13 protein-coding genes and 2 pseudogenes are annotated in these 21,200 nt (G+C 66.6%); 7 read left to right on the top strand and 8 right to left on the bottom strand.

What is annotated here, in order from left to right:
- The 3 genes and pseudogenes from DTS01S_RS11575 to DTS01S_RS31445 form a co-directional block, all read left to right on the top strand.
- A partial coding sequence (locus tag DTS01S_RS11575; protein WP_174538886.1) for an RHS repeat-associated core domain-containing protein occupies window positions 1-3,177 on the top strand: 3,177 nt, incomplete at its 5' end.
- Window positions 3,162-4,091 (top strand): annotated as a pseudogene (locus tag DTS01S_RS31480) (hypothetical protein); the annotation flags it as partial. The gene DTS01S_RS11575 and the pseudogene DTS01S_RS31480, both read left to right, overlap by 16 nt.
- 301 nt (window positions 4,092-4,392) lie before the next feature.
- Complete coding sequence (locus DTS01S_RS31445; protein ID WP_306307624.1) at window positions 4,393-5,415, top strand: right-handed parallel beta-helix repeat-containing protein; 1,023 nt, start codon at window positions 4,393-4,395, stop codon at window positions 5,413-5,415.
- A 29-nt stretch (window positions 5,416-5,444) separates the two neighbouring features.
- On the opposite strand, the gene DTS01S_RS11560 is transcribed toward DTS01S_RS31445, so the two are convergent.
- Together DTS01S_RS11560 and hrpA are read right to left on the bottom strand one after the other, a co-directional pair.
- Window positions 5,445-6,095, bottom strand: a complete 651-nt coding sequence (locus DTS01S_RS11560; RefSeq protein WP_046984302.1) for a cysteine hydrolase family protein — start codon at window positions 6,093-6,095, stop codon at window positions 5,445-5,447.
- A gap of 266 nt (window positions 6,096-6,361) precedes the next feature.
- Window positions 6,362-10,450 carry an ATP-dependent RNA helicase HrpA gene (gene hrpA / locus DTS01S_RS11555; RefSeq protein WP_061287745.1) on the bottom strand — a complete coding sequence of 1,363 codons (4,089 nt, stop codon included), beginning with the start codon at window positions 10,448-10,450 and terminating at the stop codon, window positions 6,362-6,364.
- A 214-nt stretch (window positions 10,451-10,664) separates the two neighbouring features.
- Here hrpA and DTS01S_RS11550 point away from each other — a divergent pair, with 214 nt between their 5' ends.
- Window positions 10,665-11,831 (top strand): metallophosphoesterase, encoded by a 1,167-nt coding sequence (locus DTS01S_RS11550; protein WP_061287755.1) that lies wholly within the window; start codon window positions 10,665-10,667, stop codon window positions 11,829-11,831.
- Between the two features lie 3 nt (window positions 11,832-11,834).
- Here DTS01S_RS11550 and DTS01S_RS11545 read toward each other — a convergent pair whose 3' ends face one another.
- From DTS01S_RS11545 to DTS01S_RS11530, 4 genes are all read right to left on the bottom strand, one after another.
- Window positions 11,835-12,566 carry an ABC transporter substrate-binding protein gene (locus DTS01S_RS11545; protein WP_061287744.1) on the bottom strand — a complete coding sequence of 244 codons (732 nt, stop codon included), beginning with the start codon at window positions 12,564-12,566 and terminating at the stop codon, window positions 11,835-11,837.
- 90 nt (window positions 12,567-12,656) lie between these two features.
- On the bottom strand, window positions 12,657-13,802 hold the full coding sequence (locus DTS01S_RS11540; RefSeq protein ID WP_061287743.1) for an ATP-binding protein: 1,146 nt from the start codon (window positions 13,800-13,802) through the stop codon (window positions 12,657-12,659).
- A gap of 35 nt (window positions 13,803-13,837) precedes the next feature.
- Window positions 13,838-14,692, bottom strand: coding sequence for an RNA ligase family protein (locus DTS01S_RS11535; RefSeq protein WP_061287742.1), 855 nt, complete (start codon window positions 14,690-14,692; stop codon window positions 13,838-13,840).
- 411 nt (window positions 14,693-15,103) lie between these two features.
- Window positions 15,104-15,961, bottom strand: coding sequence for a LysR family transcriptional regulator (locus DTS01S_RS11530; protein ID WP_016448234.1), 858 nt, complete (start codon window positions 15,959-15,961; stop codon window positions 15,104-15,106).
- A gap of 125 nt (window positions 15,962-16,086) precedes the next feature.
- On the opposite strand from DTS01S_RS11530, the gene DTS01S_RS11525 reads away from it, so the two are divergent.
- Window positions 16,087-16,470, top strand: a complete 384-nt coding sequence (locus tag DTS01S_RS11525; RefSeq protein WP_012206360.1) for a tautomerase family protein — start codon at window positions 16,087-16,089, stop codon at window positions 16,468-16,470.
- A 36-nt stretch (window positions 16,471-16,506) separates the two neighbouring features.
- On the opposite strand, the gene DTS01S_RS11520 is transcribed toward DTS01S_RS11525, so the two are convergent.
- On the bottom strand, window positions 16,507-17,391 hold the full coding sequence (locus DTS01S_RS11520) for a LysR family transcriptional regulator (protein WP_061287741.1): 885 nt from the start codon (window positions 17,389-17,391) through the stop codon (window positions 16,507-16,509).
- Between the two features lie 132 nt (window positions 17,392-17,523).
- On the opposite strand from DTS01S_RS11520, the gene DTS01S_RS11515 reads away from it, so the two are divergent.
- Together DTS01S_RS11515 and DTS01S_RS11510 are read left to right on the top strand one after the other, a co-directional pair.
- Window positions 17,524-18,513 carry a Bug family tripartite tricarboxylate transporter substrate binding protein gene (locus DTS01S_RS11515; RefSeq protein WP_013801719.1) on the top strand — a complete coding sequence of 330 codons (990 nt, stop codon included), beginning with the start codon at window positions 17,524-17,526 and terminating at the stop codon, window positions 18,511-18,513.
- A gap of 13 nt (window positions 18,514-18,526) precedes the next feature.
- A complete protein-coding gene (locus tag DTS01S_RS11510) occupies window positions 18,527-20,158 on the top strand; it encodes a gamma-glutamyltransferase family protein (protein WP_034395442.1) in 1,632 nt (543 codons plus the stop codon).
- Window positions 20,159-20,181: 23 nt separating this feature from the next.
- Here DTS01S_RS11510 and DTS01S_RS31440 read toward each other — a convergent pair.
- Window positions 20,182-21,176, bottom strand: a pseudogene (locus tag DTS01S_RS31440) (tripartite tricarboxylate transporter substrate binding protein).
- Between the last annotated feature and the right edge of the window lie 24 nt (window positions 21,177-21,200).

Raw genomic sequence — 21,200 nt, 5'->3', positions numbered from 1 at the left:
ACCGTGGCGCTGGAGCATGACCAGGCCGGGCGCATCACGACCCGCACCGAAGACGACGGCGTGCGGCGCCTCCAGCGCCAAATGCGCTACAGCGCCTTGTCCGCCAACGCCCTGCAGGCCGAAGAAATCACCACCAGCGGCTGGCTGCTCGATGCCGACGGCCAGCCCCGCGCCAGCAGCCGGCTGAGCCTGAATCCATACCGCATCCGCCACGACGCCCTGGGCCGCCCCAGCCAGGCCATCGACACGACAGGCCGCAGCACCACCTGGACCTACCAGGGCAGCACCCAGGCTAGGCTCGATGGCCTGGGCAACCGGGGCCAGATCGAGCGCGACAGCGAAGGCCGCATCACGCGGCTGGGCCTGTACCGCGAAGGCCAGGACCTCCCCGAACGTGCGGCCTACTACGGCTGGAATGCGCAAGGGCGCCTGAGCCACCGCCTGCTGCCCGATGGGCGCCTGGACAGCTACACCTACGGCGATGCGGGGGAATTGCTCCAGCACACCGATGGCGACGACACCCGCACGCGCTGGCTGGACAACGGCAGTCTCCATGCCAGCCTGTCGCAAACGCCCGATGGGGCGGTACGGCTGGCATTGCAAGGCTCCTCCGATGTGCCGACAGCACCCCAGGACATCGGACACCAAACCACTGCTTCCCAAGGAGCCCAACCCGCCGAACGCCGCCAGGCCCTGCACGACGACTTCGGCCGCACCGTCTGGCTTCAGCTTGCCGATCATGGCCGCCAAAGCGCACGCTACAACGAAGCCGATCAATTGCTGGTGCACACCCGCGCCGACGGCAGCAGCACCCACTACCAGTACGCCCCCAGCGGGCGTCTGCTGGCCAAGCGCTACGAAGCGGCGCCCGGCGCAGATCGTCGCTCTTCCTCGCAAACCCGGCTGCACTACCAGGGCCGGCTGCTGCAGACCATCGACAGCAACTGGCAGCGCGAGTCCATCGAATACGACGCCCTGGGCCGCCCCGTGGCACGCACCATTGCGCTGGCCACGCCCGACGGCCAGGGCGAGCATACCTACCGCACCGCCACGCGCTATGGCCCGGACGGCCGGGTCCACAGCCGCACCCTGGCCGATGGCCGCGTGCTCGTCACCCGGCGCGGCCCCGCCAGCGACGGCGCCAGCGTGCAAGGGCTGCAACTGCAAAGCGCCTGGGTGGCCGGCCTGCTGCAGGCCAGCGACCACTGGCTGGGCGCCGGCGCCACAGGCTTGCTTGAACGCTTGCTGCCCGCGCAGACGGTGGTCGGCGACATCCAAACAGACGCCTTCAACGGCCTGCAGCACTACACGGCAGGCAATGGCCTGGCCACCTCGCGCCAATACGACATTGCCGGGCGCCTCACGCAGCAGACCACCGGGCAAGGCACATCGCAAGGCACATCACAAGGCAGCGCACCCATCCTCAGCCAGCGCTACCGCTACGGCGTGGGCCCGCGCATACGCGCCATCGAGCAGGAGGGGCCACCAGCGGGCCTGCACAAGACCGACTACCGCTACCAGGGCTTCGGCAGACTGGTGCAGGACAACGCACCGTCAGCACCAGCGCCCGTGCAGCGCGACAGCCAGGGCCGCACCGTCCAGGACGCATTGCACCGCTACACCTACACCGAGGCAGGACAGCTCCAGGGCATCAGCGACCACCAGGACCGGCCCATCGCCAGCTACCGCTACAACAGCCTGGGCCAGCGCGTTGGCAAGACCGTGCACCAGGGCGATGGGCAAACGCACAGCCACTACCTGTGGCAGGACAACCGGCTCGTCGCGGAAATGGATGGCGAAGGCCGCATCACCAGCCAGTACCTGTACCTGAACGAGGGGACTCGCACCCTGCCCATCGCCAAGCTGGAATCCGCGCACAACCGGGACAACGCCAGCGGCAAGGCGCGCATGCTGCACATCCACAACGACCACCGGGGCAGTCCGCAGGCCATGACGGACGCAGGCCAGCGCGTGGTCTGGCGTGCCCGCCAAACCCCCTGGGGAGCGCCGGCCATGCATCAGGCCGGCCACACAAGCCTGCCCCGGCAGCAGGCCGTGCTCAACCTGCGCCTGCCGGGCCAGTACTTCGACGAGGAAAGCGGACTGCACGACAACTGGCACCGCAGCTACGACCCGGCCAGCGGCCGCTACCTGCAGCCGGACCCGCTGGGCTACCCGGACGGACCCGATGCCTACCTGTATGCCGGCGGCGACCCGCTCAACCGCATCGATCCCACCGGGCTGTACCAGGAGGACATGCACTACTACATGGTCTTCTTCCTGGCCCTGGCCGCCGGCCTGGACTACGAACCTGCGCGCATCACGGCGCTGGCTTCGCAGTACGTGGATGACAACCCCATCACCAAGCCGCTGGACGATGCCAACACCCTCACCACGGTGGGCTCGATCTTCAAGAACCACCGGCAACTGCTGTGGTACCACTTCACGCTGTCCGACGACAAGGGCACCACGCTGCCCCAGTACGCCAACGACAACGTCAACAGCGTGGTGGGCAACCTGAGCCCGCAACTGAACAACCTGCTCAACGCCAGCCGGCTGGGCAACCCGGCCCAGCCCTGTGCCGAATACCAGTTCCTGGGCGAATTCCTGCACTCCTACCTGGACACCTTCAGCCACCGGGACAAGGACAACCGGCCGTTCGATGCCATCAGCGTGAAGTTGGGCATAGGGCATGGGCTTGCGGGGTCCGAGCCGGATTACACCTATGACGAGGACATGCCAATACTGGGGAATATGCCTGATCCAGATATGCCTTATTGGGACAAGCGGGAGTATCGATCGCTGCAAGGGGAGAAAGCGGTTTATGAGTTTCTGACGCGGTATGGGGCTAAGCCGGCGGTGAGCTTTAAAGAGATAGAGAAAGTGCTGGAGAGATTCAATGCCACGCGGGAGAGTGGGAGCAATTCTCCAGATAAATTTGATTTGCTACAAAACCATCTAAATAAATGGATTAATGAAGGAAAATTGAATTTAACGAAAGACAATAAAGGTCAGATCAAAATAACAAAAATAGATTTGAAAGATAAAAATTCAGAGGAATATGACTTTGAGAAAGCAGAAAACAATAGAGAGATCTTTCTTGGTGGTCTAGTGGGTAGGGAGAAAGACTATCCAGGTGTGTGTTTGCCAAGGAGTTTGTTATGCAAACCCGTATAGTGTGCATTTTAATAATATTTGTGCTGCTAGCTTTTTGGCGGACTGGGCATGCAGAAAAACAGCAATGGGAAAAATGGACCGAGAGCCAACACCCTCCTGTTGACGCAAAACTTCCACCCATATGGTGCAAGGCTGTTAAATATAGAGGTCAGAGAGTTCCAATATCAGAGTCAATCAAAGGTTCTGGTAAGCACTGCGTTGTTCATGATTTCGTTCAGCGAAAATCTCGTGACCTCATATCTGGTAGACAAAGAGGGTCTCCAATAAATGATGCTGGAACCGGAAATATATTAACGTTCTTCGAAAGCAGCAATGTGGACCTGGACTTGCAAAATCATCTCGTATCGGGATCGCCTTTTGAAGATACTCGTGGCATTGGAACTAAGGGGATTGAATTATGCTTTCTAAAGGTTCATAATGGAAAGATTGAAACACCTGGAAGATTGGGAATAAGCATAGAAATGGCTTCTGGAGATTCAAATATTAGAAAAAGAATAGAAATGATGAAGGAAGATATTTCAATAATTATTAAAACAAATTGGAATGGCGAGAACCAGAACTTCAACGAAATCCCCTGGGACTACTCTCCACCCACCTTCTACACAGCAGAAAACCTCCAAATCAAATCCGGCGGCCGCGCCATCATCATGGCGGGCTCCGACAACGTGGTGCGCAACAACACCATCGAGGTCGATGGCCGCACCGCCGTCTACCTGTACGGCCCGCGCTCGCTGGTGGAGGGCAACACCTTCATCGTGCACATGGACCCGCGCGACAAGGCCCCGCTGCCCGCCATCCTCAAGCTGCGCGATGCCGATGGTTCCATCATCCGCAACAACCGCTTCATAGTGAAGCGCAGCGGGCTGTTCAGGAAGAAGGAAGAGGACCCCCAGGCCGGCATCAACCTGCTGGAGTCCAGGGACGTGGTGATAGAAGGCAATGTGTTCGAGCAGGTCGCATTGCCGGTGCGCAAGGATGCGGCCAGTATGACAACAGAGAGTGGAAACATTTCAAAAGGCAGCCCCTGATGGAATGGAGGTATTCGACGGCCATATGCGGCAACCCACTCAACCGGATCGATCCCACCGGGCTGTAACAGGAGGACATGCACTACTACATTGAGAGACAAGCCAACTCTAATCGGGAAAATTTTCTTGGAGGGCTCGTTGGGCAAGAAGAAAAATATCCAGGCGTCTGCTTACCCAGCAGTATCATATGCAAACCAGTATAAAAATTAAATCACTGATATTCATCTTGGCAATTTTATCTTCCGGACTCTCCCAAGGCATGACTTGGGAAGAATGGGCGGAAAGTCGCCATCCTCCCAGCGACACAGGACCATTGCCAGATGGCTGCAGTCCCGTCAAATATCGAGGTGGCTTTCATCCTATTGTTGAGTATGTCAGAGGGAGGGGGAATCACTGTGTAGTTCACGACTTTGTACAAAGAAAATTAAGAGATTTCATTAATGGCAGAGTACGCGGGTCACCAACAGACGAGGCTGGTCAGGGCAGTGTAATTAGTTTCTCGGAAGACAGCCATTCCAACATTGATCTAAGGAAACATCTTATATCTGGCAAGCCGTTTGAAAATACCCGCGGCATAGGCATGAATAGCAAATCACTGACTCACTTGGCAGTTCACAACGGAAAAATCGAAACGCCCGGTCCACTAGGTATTGGAATAGATATGGCACCTTATATAGAAGGTCGTCAGAGGCTACAGGAGTTGACAGAAGATCGTCCAGCAATCAAAGAAGTCGGCTACAGCCGTACATTCGCGGGTATTTGGGATTACACCCCACCCACCTTCTACATCGCAGAAAACCTCCAAATCAAATCCGGCGGCCGCGCCATCATCATGGCGGGCTCCGACAACGTGGTGCGCAACAACACCATCGAGGTCGATGGCCGCACCGCCGTCTACCTGTACGGCCCGCGCTCGCTGGTGGAGGGCAACACCTTCATCGTGCACATGGACCCGCGCGACAAGGCCCCGCTGCCCGCCATCCTCAAGCTGCGCGATGCCGATGGTTCCATCATCCGCAACAACCGCTTCATCGTGAAGCGCAGCGGGCTGTTCAGGAAGAAGGAAGAGGAACCCCAGGCCGGCATCAACCTGCTGGAGTCCAAAGGCGTTGTGATCGAAGGCAATGTGTTCGAGCAGATCGCCGTGCCGGTGCGCAAGGATGCGGCCAGTACCACGACGGAGTACGGCAACGCCGTGGATTCTCGCTAGGAGACGATGCGCGGGCCCTGCCTGCAGGCTCAGCGCAGGGGCAGCTGCACCACATGCGCGGTGGGCATGACATCGCCGAACACATCCTCGATCTCGGCCAGCGCGGCACGGTGCAGGCTGTCGGCGTCCACGGATTCGCCATTGCTGCGCGTGATGGCACGTGTGGCCACGGCGTCGCTGGCCACGACGACCTCGAAGCCCAGCGGCGCGGCATCGCGTGCGGCGCCGGCCACGCAGGCGTGGGTCATGAGGCCGCAGATGACTACGGTGGTGATGCCGCGCGCGCGCAGCTGGTCGGCCAGGTCGGTGCCGACGAAGGCGCTGACGCTGCGCTTTTGCACCACGGTGTCGCCCGCGCGCGGCTGCAGGCCGGGGTGGAACTGGACGGTGCTGCCATTGACGGCGAATACGGGCGCACCTTCCGGGGCAATGTGCTGGATGTGGAACACGGCAACCTGCCCGGCATCGGCCCATTGCAGCAGGCGCCGGGCCTGCTCCAGGACCTGCGGGCCGCGCGGGATGGGCAGGCGGCCGCTGAAGTACTCGTTCTGGAAGTCGATGACCAGCAGCGCCGTGGCACCCCGTGGCAACTGGCTGCGCCCCGGCGCGCCTGACAGGGCGCGGAGGGTGGGATGGCTGGTGGATTGGGTGGCCTGGCTGGCCTGTTCTGCGAGGGACATGCAGTGCTCCTGAAAACGGGAAGTGGTTGATGCCTGCAGTCTAGAAACGCACAGGGCCCGCCGCAATGCCATGGAGCGGCCAGCATCTGTGCAGGTTCTGCACAGATCGCCCGTGCTTTGAAAAATGCCCCATCTCTGTGATGGCGCAAACGGCCTTGGGCCTTGCATCGCTCCAACCGGCTGCGTGCCGGTGAAGGTGGCGATGCCGCGTTGAACCATGGCCTGCGGCCCTCCCGATCACGGAAGGGCCGCAGGCCGGCACGGCGCTAGTTCTGCAGTTGCTGCCAGACCTTGTCCAGCCGCTTGATGCTGACCGGGTAAGGCGTGCGCAGCTCCTGGGCGAAGAAGCTCACGCGCAGCTCCTCCAGCATCCAGCGGTACTCCTGCATGCGCGCATCGATGTGGCCCTTGCGCTCGGCCACCAGGCGCCAGTAGCGCTGCTCCAGCGGGCGCAGCTCGGCCAGGCGGCTGGCGTCGCGCGCAGGGTCGGCGCGGTACTTGTCCAGCCGGCTGGTGATGGCCTTGAGGTAGCGCGCGTAGTGCTGCAGCTGGGTCCAGGGCGCGGCCGCGATGAAGTTCTTGGGCACCAGGCGCTGCAGTTGCTGGGCGGCGTCGGCCGTGGCGTCGGGCGCGTTCTTGGTGTCCTTGATCTTGCGCTGGGCCGCCGCGTACTCGACCAGGATGGTGGAGGCCATGCGCGCCACCTCGTTGGCGATCAGCGTCAGCCGGCCGCGTCCGTCCTGCACGCGCTGCTTGAACTGCGCGTCGTTGGTGGGCAGCGGCTCCTGCAGGAAGGCGCGGTCTATGGCCACGTCGATGATCTGCTCGCGCAGTTCCTCCTGCGTGCCCAGCGGCATGTAGGCGACGGCCATCTTCTGCAGGTCTGGAATGTTCTTTTCCAGGTACTTGAGCGCATCGCGGATCTGCAGCGCGAACAGGCGGCGCAGGCCCACGCGGTGGCGCGCGGCCGCGACCTCGGGCTCGTCGAAGACCTCGATGCCGACGGCATCGCCGTGGTCGATCAGCGCCGGAAACCCGATCAGCGTCTGCCCGCCCCGGCCGATCTCCATCAGCTCGGGCAGCTCGCCAAAGCTCCATTCCTTGTAGCGGCTGTCGGCGGGCTGGCTGGGCCTGGCGTTGCTGGCGGGCTTGGCCTGGTCCGCCTTTTCAGGCTTTGCTGTCTTGTCCGGCCTGGCGCCAGATTCCGCCTTCTTGCCGGCTTCGGACGCGGCGGCAGGTGGGGCCGCAGCCTCGGTGACCGAAGCCACCTTCAGCGCGGCCAGCGCCTGGAAGGCGCCGCGCGCCTTGGCGCCCAGTTCGGCCTTGAGCGCGCCCAGGTTGCGGCCCTGGCCCAGCTGGCGTCCATGCTCGTCCGTGATGCGGAAGTTCATGAACAGGTGCGGACTGAGCATGTCCAGCTTGAAGTCGGCGCGCTTGACGTCCAGCGAGGTCTCGTCGCGCACCTGCTTGAGCAGGGCATCGATCAGCGATCCCTGGCCCCAGCGCTCGGGCGTGGTGAAGAGTTCGGCCAGGCGCTGGGCGCTTTCGGGCAGGGGCACGAAGCGGCTGCGCGGGCGCTGCGGCAGGCTCTTGAGCAGGGCCTGGAGCTTGTCCTTGAGCATGCCGGGCACCAGCCATTCCACGCGCTCGTCGCTGACCTGGTTGAGCACGAACAGCGGCACGGTGACGGTGATGCCGTCGCGTGCGTCGCCCGGACTGTGCAGGTAGCTGGCCGTGCAGTCCACGCCGCCGAGCTTGACCACCTTGGGAAAGGCCTGGGTGGTGATGCCCGCCGCCTCGTGGCGCATCAGCTCGTCGCGCGACAGGCGCAGCAGGTCGGCGTTTTCCTTGGCCGCCTCGCGGAACCAATGGTCGAAGGTGGCGCCGCTGAACACGTCCTTGGGGATCTGCTGGTCGTAGAAGGCGTAGATCAGCTCGTCATCGACCAGCACGTCCTGGCGGCGGCTCTTGTGCTCCAGCTCCTCGACCTTGCGCACCAGCTTGAGGTTGGCGGGCAGGAAGTGCCAGCGCGTGTCCCACTGACCCTCCACCAGGGCCTGGCGGATGAAGATCTCGCGCGCGGACTGCGGATCGATGCGGCCATAGCTCATGCGCCGGCCGTTGTAGACCACCAGGCCGTAGAGCGTGGCGCGCTCCAGCGCCACCACATCGGCCTGGTTCTTGGACCAGTGCGGATCGAGCAGCTGCTTCTTGAGCAGGTGGGCGCCGACTTCCTCCAGCCACTGCGGATCGATGGCGGCGATGCCCCGGCCGTACAGGCGCGAGGTCTCCACCAGCTCGGCCGCAACGATCCAGCGCCCCGGCTTCTTGGACAGGTGGGCGCCCGGGTGCGGATGGAAGCGGATGCCGCGCGCGCCCAGGTAGGCGTCGCTTTCATCGCCCTTGTAGCCCAGGTTGCCCAGCAGGCCGGACAGCATGGACAGGTGCACGGCGTCGTAGCCCGCAGGCTCGGTGTTGATCTTCCACTTGTGCTCGTTGACCACGGTCAGCAGCTGCGAGTGGATGTCGCGCCATTCGCGCACGCGGCGGATGTTGATGAAGTTCTGGCGCAGCAGCTGCTCCCACTGGCGGTTGCTGAGCTTGTGCGAGGGCTCGTCATCCGTGCCGGGACCGGTGTCCTGCGGATGGAAGGCCGCCAGCGCCTCGGCCGCCGGGGCGGCCACGCTCTGCCCGCCGCTGCGCTGGGCCACGGGCAGGAAGGCGGCATTGCGCGCCGATGGCTTGGCGGCAGGCGCCTGGGCCGTGGCCATTTCCTTGCGGCTTTTGGCCACCACCTTGCCGCCGCGCGCATCCTGCAGCCATTTCCACAGGCGCAGGTAGCCGCTGAATTCGCTTTTCTCGTCGTCGAACTTGGCGTGCTGCTGGTCGGCCTGCTGCTGGGCCTCCAGCGGCCGGTCGCGCACGTCCTGCACGGACAGGGCGGAGGCGATGACCAGCACCTCGGCCACGGCGCCGCGCGTGCGCGCCTCCAGGATCATGCGGCCCACGCGCGGGTCCAGCGGCAGGCGCGACAGCTCGCGGCCCATGGGCAGCAGCTCGCCGCGCTCGTCCACGGCGCCCAGCTCGCCCAGCAGCTGGTAGCCGTCGGCAATGGCGCGGCCCGAGGGCGATTCAAGGAAGGGGAAATTCACCACGTCGCCCAGGCCCAGCGACTTCATGCGCAGGATGACGCCGGCCAGCGAGGAGCGCAGGATTTCTGGGTCGGTGAAGCGCGCGCGCGTGCCGAAGTCGGCCTCGTCGTACAGGCGGATGCAGATGCCGTTGGCCACGCGGCCGCAACGGCCGGCGCGCTGGTTGGCCGCTGCCTGGCTGATGGGCTCGACCAGCAGCTGCTCGACCTTGCTGCGGAAGGAATAGCGCTTGACGCGCGCCGTGCCCGCATCGATCACATAGCGGATGCCGGGCACGGTCAGCGAGGTCTCGGCCACGTTGGTGGCCAGCACGATGCGCCGGCCCGTGTGGCTGTCGAAGATGCGGTCCTGCTCGGCCTGCGACAGGCGCGAGAACAGCGGCAGCACCTCGGCATGGCGCAGCACGGGCTGCTGTGCCAGGTGCTTGCGCAGGTGGTCGGCCGCCTCGCGGATCTCGCGCTCGCCGGGCAGGAACACCAGGATGTCGCCGCTGACGCCGCCGGACCACAGCTCGTCCACGCCTTCGGCAATGGCATCGTTGAGGTCGTGGTCGCGCTTTTCCTCGAAGGGGCGCCAGCGCATCTCCACGGGGTAGGTGCGGCCCGAGACCATGATCACCGGCGCAGGCCCCTGGGGGCCTTCGAAGTGCCTGGAGAACCGCTCGGCATCGATGGTGGCCGATGTCACCACCACCTTGAGGTCGGGGCGCCGGGGCAGGATCTGCTTGATGTAGCCCAGCAGGAAGTCGATGTTGAGGCTGCGCTCGTGGGCCTCGTCGATGATCAGCGTGTCGTAGGCCTTGAGCAGCGGGTCGGTCTGCGTCTCGGCCAGCAGGATGCCGTCCGTCATCAGCTTGACCGAGGCGTCCTTGGACAGCCGGTCCTGGAAACGCACCTTGTAGCCCACCACATCGCCCAGCGGCGTGTTCAGCTCCTCGGCAATGCGCTTGGCCACCGAGCTGGCGGCAATGCGGCGCGGCTGCGTGTGGCCGATCAGGTGGCCGCGCACCTGGCCCTTGTCGTCGGGCGTGGCGTTGACCTTGCCCCGGCCCAGCGCCAGCGCGATCTTGGGCAGCTGCGTGGTCTTGCCCGAGCCCGTCTCGCCGCACACGATGATGACCTGGTGCCGGTCCATGGCCTCCATGATTTCCTCACGGCGGGCGGATACGGGCAGGGATTCAGGGAAGCTGATCTTCAAAGGCATAAGGGGCTGGATTATCCCCGCGCCATGCCGGCGGCGCCACGCGGCTGCAGATTTCCATACGCCTGCCCTGTGCCGCCCGCATGAAAACCCCCGCATGCCAGGGCCTTCGCCAAGTCAGGCCAGCGGCATGCAAGGCATTGCGCACAATCGGCGCTCGCCTTGCCGCCCGCTCCCGGCGCTGGCCGCCTCACCCGCCTTCCTCGATCTGCTCCCCATGGTTACTCTTGCCGCCCTCGTCATCCCGCTATTGGCCCTGTGGCTGTGGTGGCCCGTCCGCCTGATGCCGCGCCGCGCACGCCTGATGGCGGCCGTCGCCACGGCGGCCCTGGGCTGCACGCCCGCCCTGCTGCTGGTACTGCTGCGCGAGGGCACGGTCGAGTACCGCACGCTGGCCTATCTGCAGGTGCCGGGCGGCTGGGTGCTGGCCCTGCTGCTGATGCTGGCCGTCTTCATCGTGCTGCGCGACGGCCTCTGGGCGCTGGCCGCCGTGGCCCGGCGCGAGGACTGGAAGCAGCGCCTGCACGCCCCGCTGCTCACGGCCGGCGCCCTGGCCCTGGCGGGCCTGCTGTCGGCCTGGGGCGTGGCCAATGCGCTGCGCCCGCCCGAGGTGCACGAACGCACGCTGCGCCTGCCCGGCCTGCCCGCCGGCCTGGAAGGCCTGCGCGTGGCCGTGCTGGCCGACATCCACGCCAGCCCCATCAACGACGCACGCTATGTGCAGACCATCGTGGACCGCACGCTGGGGGCGCGCCCCGACCTCATCGTGCTGCCCGGCGACATGGTGGACGGCGACGTGGACAGCGGCCGCGCCAACATCGCGCCGCTGGCGCAGCTCAAGGCACGCCACGGCGTCTGGGCGGCGCCCGGCAACCATGAGTACTACAGCGGCTACGACGCCTGGATGGCCGAATTCCGCCGCCTGGGCCTGAACCTGCTGGAAAACCGCATGCAGCTGATCGATGTGCAGGGCGCGCGCCTGGCGCTGTCGGGCATCGGCGATCCGGCCTATGGCCGCCTGTCGCGCCAGAACACCGACCCGTCCGTGCCCGAAGGCGTGCCGCCCGACATCGACACCGTGGCCCGCCAGGCCAAAGAGGCCGGTGCGCAATACCACCTGCTGCTGGCCCACCAGCCCAAGACCGCCCGCGACAATGCGGCCCACGGCGTGGGCCTGCAGCTGTCGGGCCATACGCACGGCGGCCTGATCCTGGGCATGGACCAATGGCTGGTGGCGCCCGCCAATGACGGCTTTGTGCGCGGCGAGTACGAGGTCGGCGCCATGAAGCTCTTCGTCAGCGCCGGCGCAGGCCTGTGGGCCGGCTTTGCCGTGCGCCTGGGCGTGCCGGCCAGCATCGACCTGCTGGTGCTGCGCGGCGCCTGACCTTCAGGCCGCAGGCGCAACCGCTGCGCCCTGGATGCCGTGGCGCTGCAGTGCCTCGGCCACAAAGCCCGAGGCCTTGGCCTCTTCCACAAAGGCCGCCAGCACGCGCAGGGCCTCATCGCCCCGCCCCTTGGGCAGGCCCATGGCCTGCTGGATCACCATGAAGCGGCCCGGCAGCAGGCGCAGGCCGGGCAGGCGGGCGGCATCGGCCTCCAATTGCTGCTTGACGCCGGCGGCCACGTCGGCCGTCGATTCCACAAAGGTCTGCACCACGGCGGGCGAAGACACGGCGCGCTCTATCTGCGCATGCTTGAGCTCGCGGCTCAGGTACAGGTCATAGGCGCTGCCCCTGCCGACCACGACCGTGTGCCCGGCCCGGTCCACCTGGGCGTTGTCGGTCAGCGGCGAATCCTGGCGCACCAGGTAGCTGCCCTCGATCAGCACATAGGGTGCCGTGAAGCCGATGCCCGCGCCACGCACGGGGTCCACGGCAAAGAAGCCGAAGTCGGCCTCCTCGCGCGTGACGGCATCCACCGACTTGGCGGCCGTGTCGAAGACCACCAGTTCCAGCTCCAACCCCAGCTGCTGCGCAAAGCGCCGGGCCAGGTCGATGGACACGCCCGCAGGCCGGCCGTCGGCATCCAGCCGCGCAAGAATGGGATTGCCGGTGTTGATGGAGGCGCGGATGCGGCCAAGCGGCGCGAGGGTGGACAGCAGCTGGGAAGACGGTGTCATGGTTCGGTCCCGTGGTTGAAATCCGCCGCAGTATCGCACTGCCAGCGGCCGCCTCCCACGCCCTATCCACCCTCTCACGGCGCCCCTCCCCTACCCCTCATTGACCACCAACGACAGCGCATGCGCCTCGGTAGGCAAAGGCACATCCCAGCGCTGCAGCAGGCCGAGCAGGGCCGCGTTGGTCAGCGTGGTGTCGCGCGCGCGGTTGCGGGCCAGCAGGGTCGGGCGGCTGGCTTCCAGGTGCACGAGCTCCACGCGGGCGCCGTAGGCCAGGCACAGGTCCACGGTCTTGCCGCGCATCTGGCGCGACAGATGGGTGGCATTCCAGACGAAGGGCCGGCCCGCGCGCAGCAGGGCCTTGGCCTTGTCCACGGCGTGGTGGGCGGCAGCGCCCTCGTTCTGGCCGTGGCGCAGGCCCAGCTCCGTACGCGCATCGTCGAAGGAGACCACGGGCAGTTCGCCATGGTGGGCGGCCACCCAGGTGTTCTTGCCGCTGGCCGGCAGGCCGCACATGACGATGGCGCGCGAGCCGGCCTGCGCGTGCAGCGCATAGTCGGGATGCAGCTGCGCGCCGCGGAAGTAGCGCACCGCCGTCTCGTCCGAGGCAAAGCGGCGCGGCGTGCGCAGGCAGCCCTCCTCCAGCGCGAACTCGCGCACCAGCTCGATGTTGACCAGCACGGACGCAATGTCCGGGCAGGTGCGCCCGCGCATGTCGGCCCGCGCCAGCAGCGTGAGCAGGTGCAGGTCCACCTGCCAGGACAGCTCTCGCACGATGAACTCGGGCGAGTGGCCGCGCCGCGAATCGGCAAAGGCGAAGAACGGCACCTGGTGCACGGCGATCAGCCGGCAGATGGCTTCGCGCTGGTCCACGGGCGCGCCGGCTTCCCAGAGCATGAGCCGCGCATCCAGCGCACCGCGGCGCGAATGGCCGGGTTGGCCGATGCGGCCGTCCTCGCCCACCACGGTGGTCGAGCACTTGGCCACGTCGTGCAGCAGCGCGGCCAGGAAGACCGTTTCGCGCTCGGTGGCGGTGAGCGCCGCATGGCCGGGATCGGCCAGCAGCTCGCGTACCACCATCTGCGTGTGCGTCCAGACATCGCCTTCGCCGTGATAGACGGGGTCCTGCGGCGTGGTTTTGGCCTGCTCCAGCTGGGGGAAGGCGGCCAGGCAGGCCGCGAAGTCGGGGTCGGCGCCGGGCTGCGGCACCAGGGACTGGATCTGTTTCCAGTTCGTCATGGCAATCTCCTTGCGATGGGTCTGCGCTGCAGGCCTCACCAGCTTTTTGAAATATCGGCCGCAAAGATGTCTGCGCCTTCGCGCAGCCCGTTGGGGACGATGGGCCGCTCGCTGTGGTGCGAGCCCGAGTCGAGGATGACCTGCACGAAGTCCGGCCGCACGAACTTGTAGCGCGCCACGGTCTGGCCGTCCTCCTCCACCTTGAGGTAGAGGCCTTCGGCCAGCTCGGAGCCGTCGGTCTGCCGCCAGCACAGCGGCAGGTCCAGCTTCTGGCGGGCCACCACCTGCTCGAAGGCCTGGCGCCAGCGCGCGCTGCGGCCCAGCGAAGGGGCCAGCAGCGCCAGCAGGTCCTGCATGCGCCGGGGCGCCGCCCCGCTGTAGAGCACGGGCACCGAGACCACGGGCACGCCGGCCAGCAGGGCATGGCGGCGCGGCGTGTCCAGGAAGCACTGCGCCGAGCGGTCCCAGATGTCGAACTCGCAGAACCAGTGCGGCAGCGCGTCGTAGAACAGCGAGTGCTTGGCATACATCCACTCGCCGAACACCTGGTAGCGGTCGTCCAGCAGGGACAGCAGCGCGCCCTCGTGGGCCTGGGCCCATTGCTTGAAGAGGTTGAACTGGCGCTCGCGCCCGCCGGGCCGCTCGCTGTCCAGGTAGTGGCCGCGCGACTGCAGCAGCAACTGGCCGTCGCCGGCAAAGCTCAGCGCGGCGTTGGCGCCGTCGAGCTTTTCCTCGACGACGATGTGCCGGCCGGCCAGCCGCTCATAGGGCACGGCGTCGTCCTGGTCACCGGACTGCAGGCGCGAGCCGCGCAGGTGCGGCGTGCGGGGGTACTTGAGGATCTCGATGCTCGAAAGAAAACGAGGGCCTGGAGAAATGGATGGGGTCATGTCGTGCTTTCCAAAAGCGATGCAACACCCCACGGCGACATGCCGTGGAGCGGGAAAAGCCGACGACGACGCCAGGCGCCGCAATGCAGGGGATGCAGCGACAGCGCGGCCTGGCCCGTGGTGGCCGGGCCGGCAGGCTGTCGAAGGGGAAGATGGCAGGACTGTCGGGGCCGTCCGCAAAAAGGACGATCAGCCGCAAGCCCTCAAAAGGCCACGCACCGCAGCGCACACGCAAAAGACATCCGTGGCAAGGCCAGGATCAGCGTGTGACGAAGTCGTTCAGCAGGAAGCTGTGCGGCGGGGCATGGTGCACCTCGAAAGGGTGAGGGTGGATGGGAGGGGTGCGAGTCTATCGCCCGTTGCCACGCAGGCACAAGCGGCTGCGCACCATGCCGGGCCGATTGTTGGCTGCTAGCCACGCACGGCGGACTTGAAGGCGGCGCCCAGCGCATCCAGCGCCGCGCGCGGCCGGCCTTCGCGCACGCGGGTGTGCAGCAGCACGGGCAGGCGCGGCAGCGTGGGCAGGCCCAGGCGCGGGCCCACGTCCACGGCGCCCAGGGCCAGCATGCGCGGCGCCAGCGCGGCCACGCCCAGCCCCGCCATGACGGCGGCCGAGACAGCGGCTACGCCGCCGCCCACGAACACCTCGGTCCACGGCATGCGCGCCGTATCCAGCAGTTGCCCGGCCATGGCGCGCACGCCGCAGGGCTCGGCCAGCGTGGCCAGCGGCAGGGGCTCGCCCGCGCGGTGCTGCCAGCCGGGCGCGGCAAACCAGCCGAAGGGCTCCTCGGCCAGCAGCTCGCCGTCGTCACGCCCGGCATGCGTGCGAACGATCACCGTGTCGTATTCGCGCCGGTCGAACCCCTGCAGCAGCGGGCCGGACGATGCAATGCGGATGTCGATCAGCAGCTGCGGGTCCTGCGCATTCATGCGGGCGATCAGTGCCGGCAGCTCAGGCCCGGCCACGTGGTCGCTGATGCCGATGGTCAGCCGCTGGCGCGTGCTGACGGCCAGCGCCAGTGCGCGCTCATGGGCCTGCAGCAGTTCGCGCGCATGGGGCAGGAAGTCGGCACCCAGCGCCGACAGCTGCACGTGGCGCGGCGTGCGCTCGACCAGCCGGCAGCCCAGCCGCTGCTCCAGCCGCTTGAGCTTGAGGCTGACGGCGGCCTGCGTGGTCTGCATGGCTTCGGCCGCGCGCGTGAAGCTGCCCAGGTCCGCGATGTGCACGAAGCCTTGCACGGCATCCAGGTCCAAAGGTCGTTGAATCATTTCAATCCATTATTACTGATATCAGCAATCATGGCTTTTCAAAATATCTGGCACGGCCTACCTTCGAGGCTCCCACTACGCAAAGCAACTCAACTCAACGCAACGCAACGCAAAGGAGCCACACCATGCCCATGACCCGGATCAACATGCGCGCCGGCAAGTCCCCCGCCTACCGCCAGGCCATCTGCGACAGCCTCTACCGCGCCATGCGCGAGACCTTCAACGTGCCGGAGGACGACCAGTTCATGACCATCACCGAGCATGACGGCGACAACTTCCGCTACAGCGCCTCCTACCTGGGCGTGGCGCGCAGCGACGATCTGGTGCTGGTGCAGCTCACGGTCAGCAACACCCGCAGCCTGGAGCAGAAAAAGGCGCTGTTCAGCCGCATCGCCGAGCTGCTGGTCGAAAGCCCCGGCCTGCGGCCCGAGGACGTGTTCGTCAACCTGGTCGAGGTGGACAAGGAGAACTGGTCCATGGGCCACGGGCTCGCGCAATACGCAACTTAAGACACGCGGATCGGCGCAACACCCACAGCGGCGCGCTCAGGCCGGCGCCGCCAGCGCCGCCACGAATTGCTGGCCCACGGCGGTGATGATCTCGGCGCGCGCCGCCGTGCGCAGCTGCACCAGGGCGATCTGGCGGCTCTCGGCGGTCTGGGCAAGGGGCAGCACGCGCAGGCGCGGGTCGCCCTCCCAGCCATGCCGCGCCAGATTGGGCAGCATGGCCACGCCCATGCCGTCGCGCACCAGCTCCACGATGGTCTCGATGGAGTTGAGCTCCAGGAACTCCTGGGGCTTGGCGCGCAGGCGGCGCAGCGTGCGCTCCACCAGCTCGCCCGTGTGCTCGGTGCGGTCGAAGCGGATGAAGGGATAGCGCTCCACCATGTCGGCGGGCGCCGCGGGCCGGGCAGCGCGCGGCGCCAGCAGCACCATGGGCTCGGCATACAGCGGTGTCCAGACCAGCGAGGGGCGCTTGATGGCCGGGTTGTAGACCACCACGGCCGCATCCAGCTCATGGTTCTCCACCTGGGCGATCAGCCGGTTGGACTTGCCCGAGACCACATGCAAGTCCACCGCCGGATGGTGGCGCTTGAGCTCCAGCGTGGCGCGCACCAGCTGGCTCAGCGCCGAGACGATGGAGCCGAACTGCACGGTGCCGGCCAGCGGTGCGTCGGCCCGCGTGCCGTGCTTGGCCTGCTCGTACAGCGCCACCAGCTGGGTGGCAATGGGCACCAGCGCCCGGCCCTGCTCGTTGAGCGTGACCAGCTTGCCCTGGCGCGCGAACAGCTTGCGCTTGAGGTCGTTTTCCAGCGTGCGCATCTGCAGCCCCACGGCCACCTGGGTCAGCGCCACGCGCTGGCCTGCCGCAGTGAAGGAGCCCTCGGCCGCCACGGCGAGGAAAGTGCGAAGAATGCGCAGGCTTGGCATAAAAGATTTACTTTCAAGATTCGTAAGAAATTCCAGCTTTCACCAAACAGTTTCTATCATCAAAATCGCTGGCAACCGATAGCCGATCGTCCTGATCACACCCTCCCACTTCCCGGATTTCTGGAGATCTCCATGCCTGCACCCGTGTCCCGCCGCCTGCTCGTCTGCTGCGCCGCCCTGTTGACCTGCGCCACGCCCGGCTGGGCCGCGCCCGCCGCCGATGCCTGGCCCTCGCAGCCGCTGAAGATCATGGTGGGCTTTGCCGCCGGCGGCGCCAACGACATCGTGGCCCGCATCCTGGCCAAGGAGCTGCAGCAGCGCCTGGGCCAGAGCGTGGTGGTGGAGAACCGCGGCGGCGCGGGCGGCCTGATCGCCAGCGAAGTGGTTGCCAAGGCGCCCAAGAACGGCTACACGCTGCTGCTGGGCTCCATCGGCAGCAACACCGTGGCGCCCGTGCTGGCCAAGAAGCTGTCGTTCGACCCGCGCAAGGACCTGGAGCCCATCACCCTGGTGGCCGAATCCGGCAACGCGCTGCTGGTGAACGCCGCCCTGCCCTACAAGACGGTGCAGGAAATGATCGAGGCCGCGCGCAAGGCGCCGGGCAGCATCAACTACGCATCGTCGGGCAACGGCTCCACCCTGCACCTGGCCGGCGCGCTGTTCGCGCAGCAGGCCGGCGTGAACCTGGTGCACGTGCCCTACCGCGGCAACGGCCCGGCCATCACCGATGTGTCGGGCGGCCAGGTGCAGGCCATTTTCTCGGGCATTCCGCCCGCCATCACCTCGGCCAAGACCGGCCAGACCCGCATCCTGGCCGTGACCACGAAGCAGCGCGTCAAGAACCTGCCCAACGTGCCCACCGTCGCCGAGGCCGGCCTGCCAGGCTATGCCTTCACGTCCTGGTACGGCCTGTTCACCACGGGCGGCACGGACCCGGCCATCGTCGAGCGGCTGGCCCAGGAAGTGCGCAAGATCATGGAGCGCCCCGAAGTGCAGGCCCAGTTCGAGGCCCAGGGTCTGGACCCCGAGACCAGCGACCCCAAGTCCTTCAAGCAGCAGATCGACCGCGAGCTGACGCGCTGGAGCCGCGACGTGAAGACCATGGGCATCACCGCCGACTGAGGCAGGTTCTTTCATGCACGCCTCTTCCTCTCCCTTCACTCCCGGCAATCCCTACGACTCCAGGCGGGTGCCCGTGTTCGCGCGCAATGCCGTGTCCACCTCCCACCCGCTGGCGGCGCAGGCCGGCCTGCGCATGCTGTGGGCAGGCGGCAACGCGGTGGACGCGGCCATTGCGGCGGCGGCGGCCATGACCATCGTCGAGCCGGTGAGCAACGGCCTGGGCTCGGACGCCTTCTGCATCCTCTGGGATGGCAAGGAGCTGCACGGGCTCAACGCCAGCGGCCGCGCACCGCAGGGCTGGGCGCCCGAGTACTTCCACCAGCGCTATGGTCGCCAGGACAAGCCGCCACGCCGGGGCGTGGACTCCATCACCGTGCCGGGCGCCGTCAGCGCCTGGGTGGCCCTGCACGAGCGCTTCGGCAAGCTGCCCTTTGACGCGCTGATGGAGCCGGCCGCCGAGATCGCCGAGCGCGGCTACCTGGTGCCGCCCGTGGTCCAGCAGAAATGGGCCGCAGGCGCGCCCGAGCTGCAATCGCAGCCGGGGTTCAGGGAAAGCTTCCTGCCCCGGGGCCGCGCGCCGGAAGTGGGCGAGCTGTTCCGCTTTCCCGCCGCAGCGCGCGCCCTGCGCGCCATTGGCGCCACGCGCGGCAAGGCCTTCTATGAAGGCGAGATTGCCCGGGCCGTGACCTCGTTCGTGCAGCAGCACGGCGGCTGCCTGGGCATGGCCGACATGGCCGCGCACGAGGTGCAATGGGTGCAGCCGCTGGCCAAGGACTACCGCGGCCACACGCTGCACGAGATCCCGCCGGGCGGGCAAGGCATTGCCGCGCAGATTGCGCTGGGCATTCTGTCCAACTTCGACCTGGCCAGCCTGCCCGTGGATGGCGTGGCCTCCCAGCATCTGCAGATCGAGGCCATGAAGCTGGCCTTTGCCGACATCTACCGCTACGTGGCCGACGCGGACATGGAGGTGACGCCCGCACAGATGCTCGACGACGCCTACCTGGCCTCGCGCGCCAGGCTCATCGATCCGCGCCGTGCGCAGGACTTCAAGGCCGGCAACCCCGTGCGCGGCGGCACCATCTACCTGACGGCAGCCGACGAGAACGGCATGATGGTCAGCTTCATCCAGAGCAACTTCTCGGGCTTTGGCTCGGGCGTGGTGGAGCCGACCTTCGGCATCAGCCTGCAAAACCGCGGCCACGGCTTCGGCACCGACCCCCAGCACCCCAACCGCGCCAACCTGGTGGGCCCGGGCAAGCGCCCCTTCCACACCATCATTCCGGCCTTCCTGACCCGCGACGGCCAGCCCGTGATGAGCTTCGGCGTCATGGGCGGCAACATGCAGCCCCAGGGCCACATGCAGACTGTGGTGCGCATGCTGGACTACCGCCAGTCGCCCCAGGCGGCCTGCGATGCGCCGCGCTGGCGCGTCAACGAAGGCCTGGCCATCAACGTGGAAGGCGGCATGGACCCGTCCACCATCGCCGGCCTGCAGGCGCTGGGCCACCAGGTGGAGGTCATCCACGACCCCTACCAGGACTTCGGCGCCGGCCAGTTCATCTGGCGCATGGGCGATCCCGCCGTGGAGGGCTACCAGATCGCCAGCGACCCGCGCCGCGACGGGCTGGCGGCCGGGTTCTGAAGCGTGCTCCAACCCGCCTGTGGCTACTCCGCGCGCAGGCGCCCCTGGCGGGTCAGCCGCGCCGCCAGTGCGGCCTCTTCGCTGACCAGGCGCTGCAGCACGGCCGCGCTGGCCGGGAAGGGCTCGCTGCCCAGTTCGCGGATCAGGCGGCTGAACTCCGGGTCGGCCACAGACTGGGAGATCCAGCCATACAGGCTGTCCACGCTGGCCGTGGGCACGCCCTTGGGCGCGAACACACCCACGAAGGTGGTGGCATCGAACACCGGCAGGCCCAGCTGGGCCAGGTCGGGCACATCGGCCAGCCCGCCCCCGGCGCGCGGCCCCAGCACGAGCAGCGCGCGCAGGGCGCCGCTCTTGATATGCGGCGTGGAGCTGGTGATCTGGTCCACCACGGCATCAATCTGCCCGCCGATCAGATCGACCAGGGCCGGCCCCGATCCCTTGTAGGGCACGGGATTGACGCGCACCTTCACCGCATCTTCCAGCTGCAGCACAGCCAGGTGATTGGGCGAGCCCGGGCCGGCATGGCCCACGGTCACGCTGCCATCCCGGCCTTCATCGCCTTGATGAAATCGGCAGCGGTCTTGAAGCGCGCGTCATTGGCGCGCACCACCACGACCACGGGCGTGCGGCTGACCACGGCAATGGGCGCAAAGCTGTCGGCGCGGTAGGGCAGCTTGATCATCTCGGGCAAGGTGCCCAACTGGCCCGGCGTGGCCACCAGCAGCGTATGCCCGTCCGGCTCGGCGCGCGCCACCCAGCCCGAGCCCACGGCACCACCGCCGCCCGCACGGTTGTCCACGATCACGGACTGCCCCGCATGCCGGGCCAGCGGAATGCCCAGCGTGCGGGCCACGATGTCCACGTTGCCGCCCGGCGCAAAGGGCACGACCAGCGTGAGCGGCTTGGCGGGAAATGCGCGCGCCTGCACTGCCGATGTAGCCGATGCCGCAGCCAGCGCCGCGAAAGATACCGCCGTGCGGATAAAGCCTCTGCGGCCCGATGTGATTCGATTCATTTTCTCTGTCTCCTGCTATTTGAA

This window comes from Delftia tsuruhatensis NBRC 16741 (assembly GCF_001571325.1).
In the GTDB taxonomy this organism is placed as follows: Bacteria; Pseudomonadota; Gammaproteobacteria; order Burkholderiales; family Burkholderiaceae_C; genus Comamonas; species Comamonas tsuruhatensis.
The sequence above is the reverse complement of the archived record's forward strand: the minus strand, read 5'-3'. Positions and strand labels throughout refer to the sequence as shown.

Excerpts from the sequence above, each read along its gene's own strand:
- DTS01S_RS11525 (WP_012206360.1), top strand. The coding sequence starts at position 16,087 with ATGCCCATGACCCGGATCAACATGCGCGCCGGCAAGTCCCCCGCCTAC.
- DTS01S_RS11520 (WP_061287741.1), bottom strand. The coding sequence starts at position 17,391 with ATGCCAAGCCTGCGCATTCTTCGCACTTTCCTCGCCGTGGCGGCCGAG.
- DTS01S_RS11515 (WP_013801719.1), top strand. The coding sequence starts at position 17,524 with ATGCCTGCACCCGTGTCCCGCCGCCTGCTCGTCTGCTGCGCCGCCCTG.
- DTS01S_RS11545 (WP_061287744.1), bottom strand. The coding sequence starts at position 12,566 with ATGACACCGTCTTCCCAGCTGCTGTCCACCCTCGCGCCGCTTGGCCGC.
- DTS01S_RS11535 (WP_061287742.1), bottom strand. The coding sequence starts at position 14,692 with ATGACCCCATCCATTTCTCCAGGCCCTCGTTTTCTTTCGAGCATCGAG.
- DTS01S_RS31445 (WP_306307624.1), top strand. The coding sequence starts at position 4,393 with ATGCAAACCAGTATAAAAATTAAATCACTGATATTCATCTTGGCAATT.
- DTS01S_RS11530 (WP_016448234.1), bottom strand. The coding sequence starts at position 15,961 with ATGATTCAACGACCTTTGGACCTGGATGCCGTGCAAGGCTTCGTGCAC.
- hrpA (WP_061287745.1), bottom strand. The coding sequence starts at position 10,450 with ATGCCTTTGAAGATCAGCTTCCCTGAATCCCTGCCCGTATCCGCCCGC.
- DTS01S_RS11560 (WP_046984302.1), bottom strand. The coding sequence starts at position 6,095 with ATGTCCCTCGCAGAACAGGCCAGCCAGGCCACCCAATCCACCAGCCAT.
- DTS01S_RS11510 (WP_034395442.1), top strand. The coding sequence starts at position 18,527 with ATGCACGCCTCTTCCTCTCCCTTCACTCCCGGCAATCCCTACGACTCC.
- DTS01S_RS11550 (WP_061287755.1), top strand. The coding sequence starts at position 10,665 with ATGGTTACTCTTGCCGCCCTCGTCATCCCGCTATTGGCCCTGTGGCTG.
- DTS01S_RS11540 (WP_061287743.1), bottom strand. The coding sequence starts at position 13,802 with ATGACGAACTGGAAACAGATCCAGTCCCTGGTGCCGCAGCCCGGCGCC.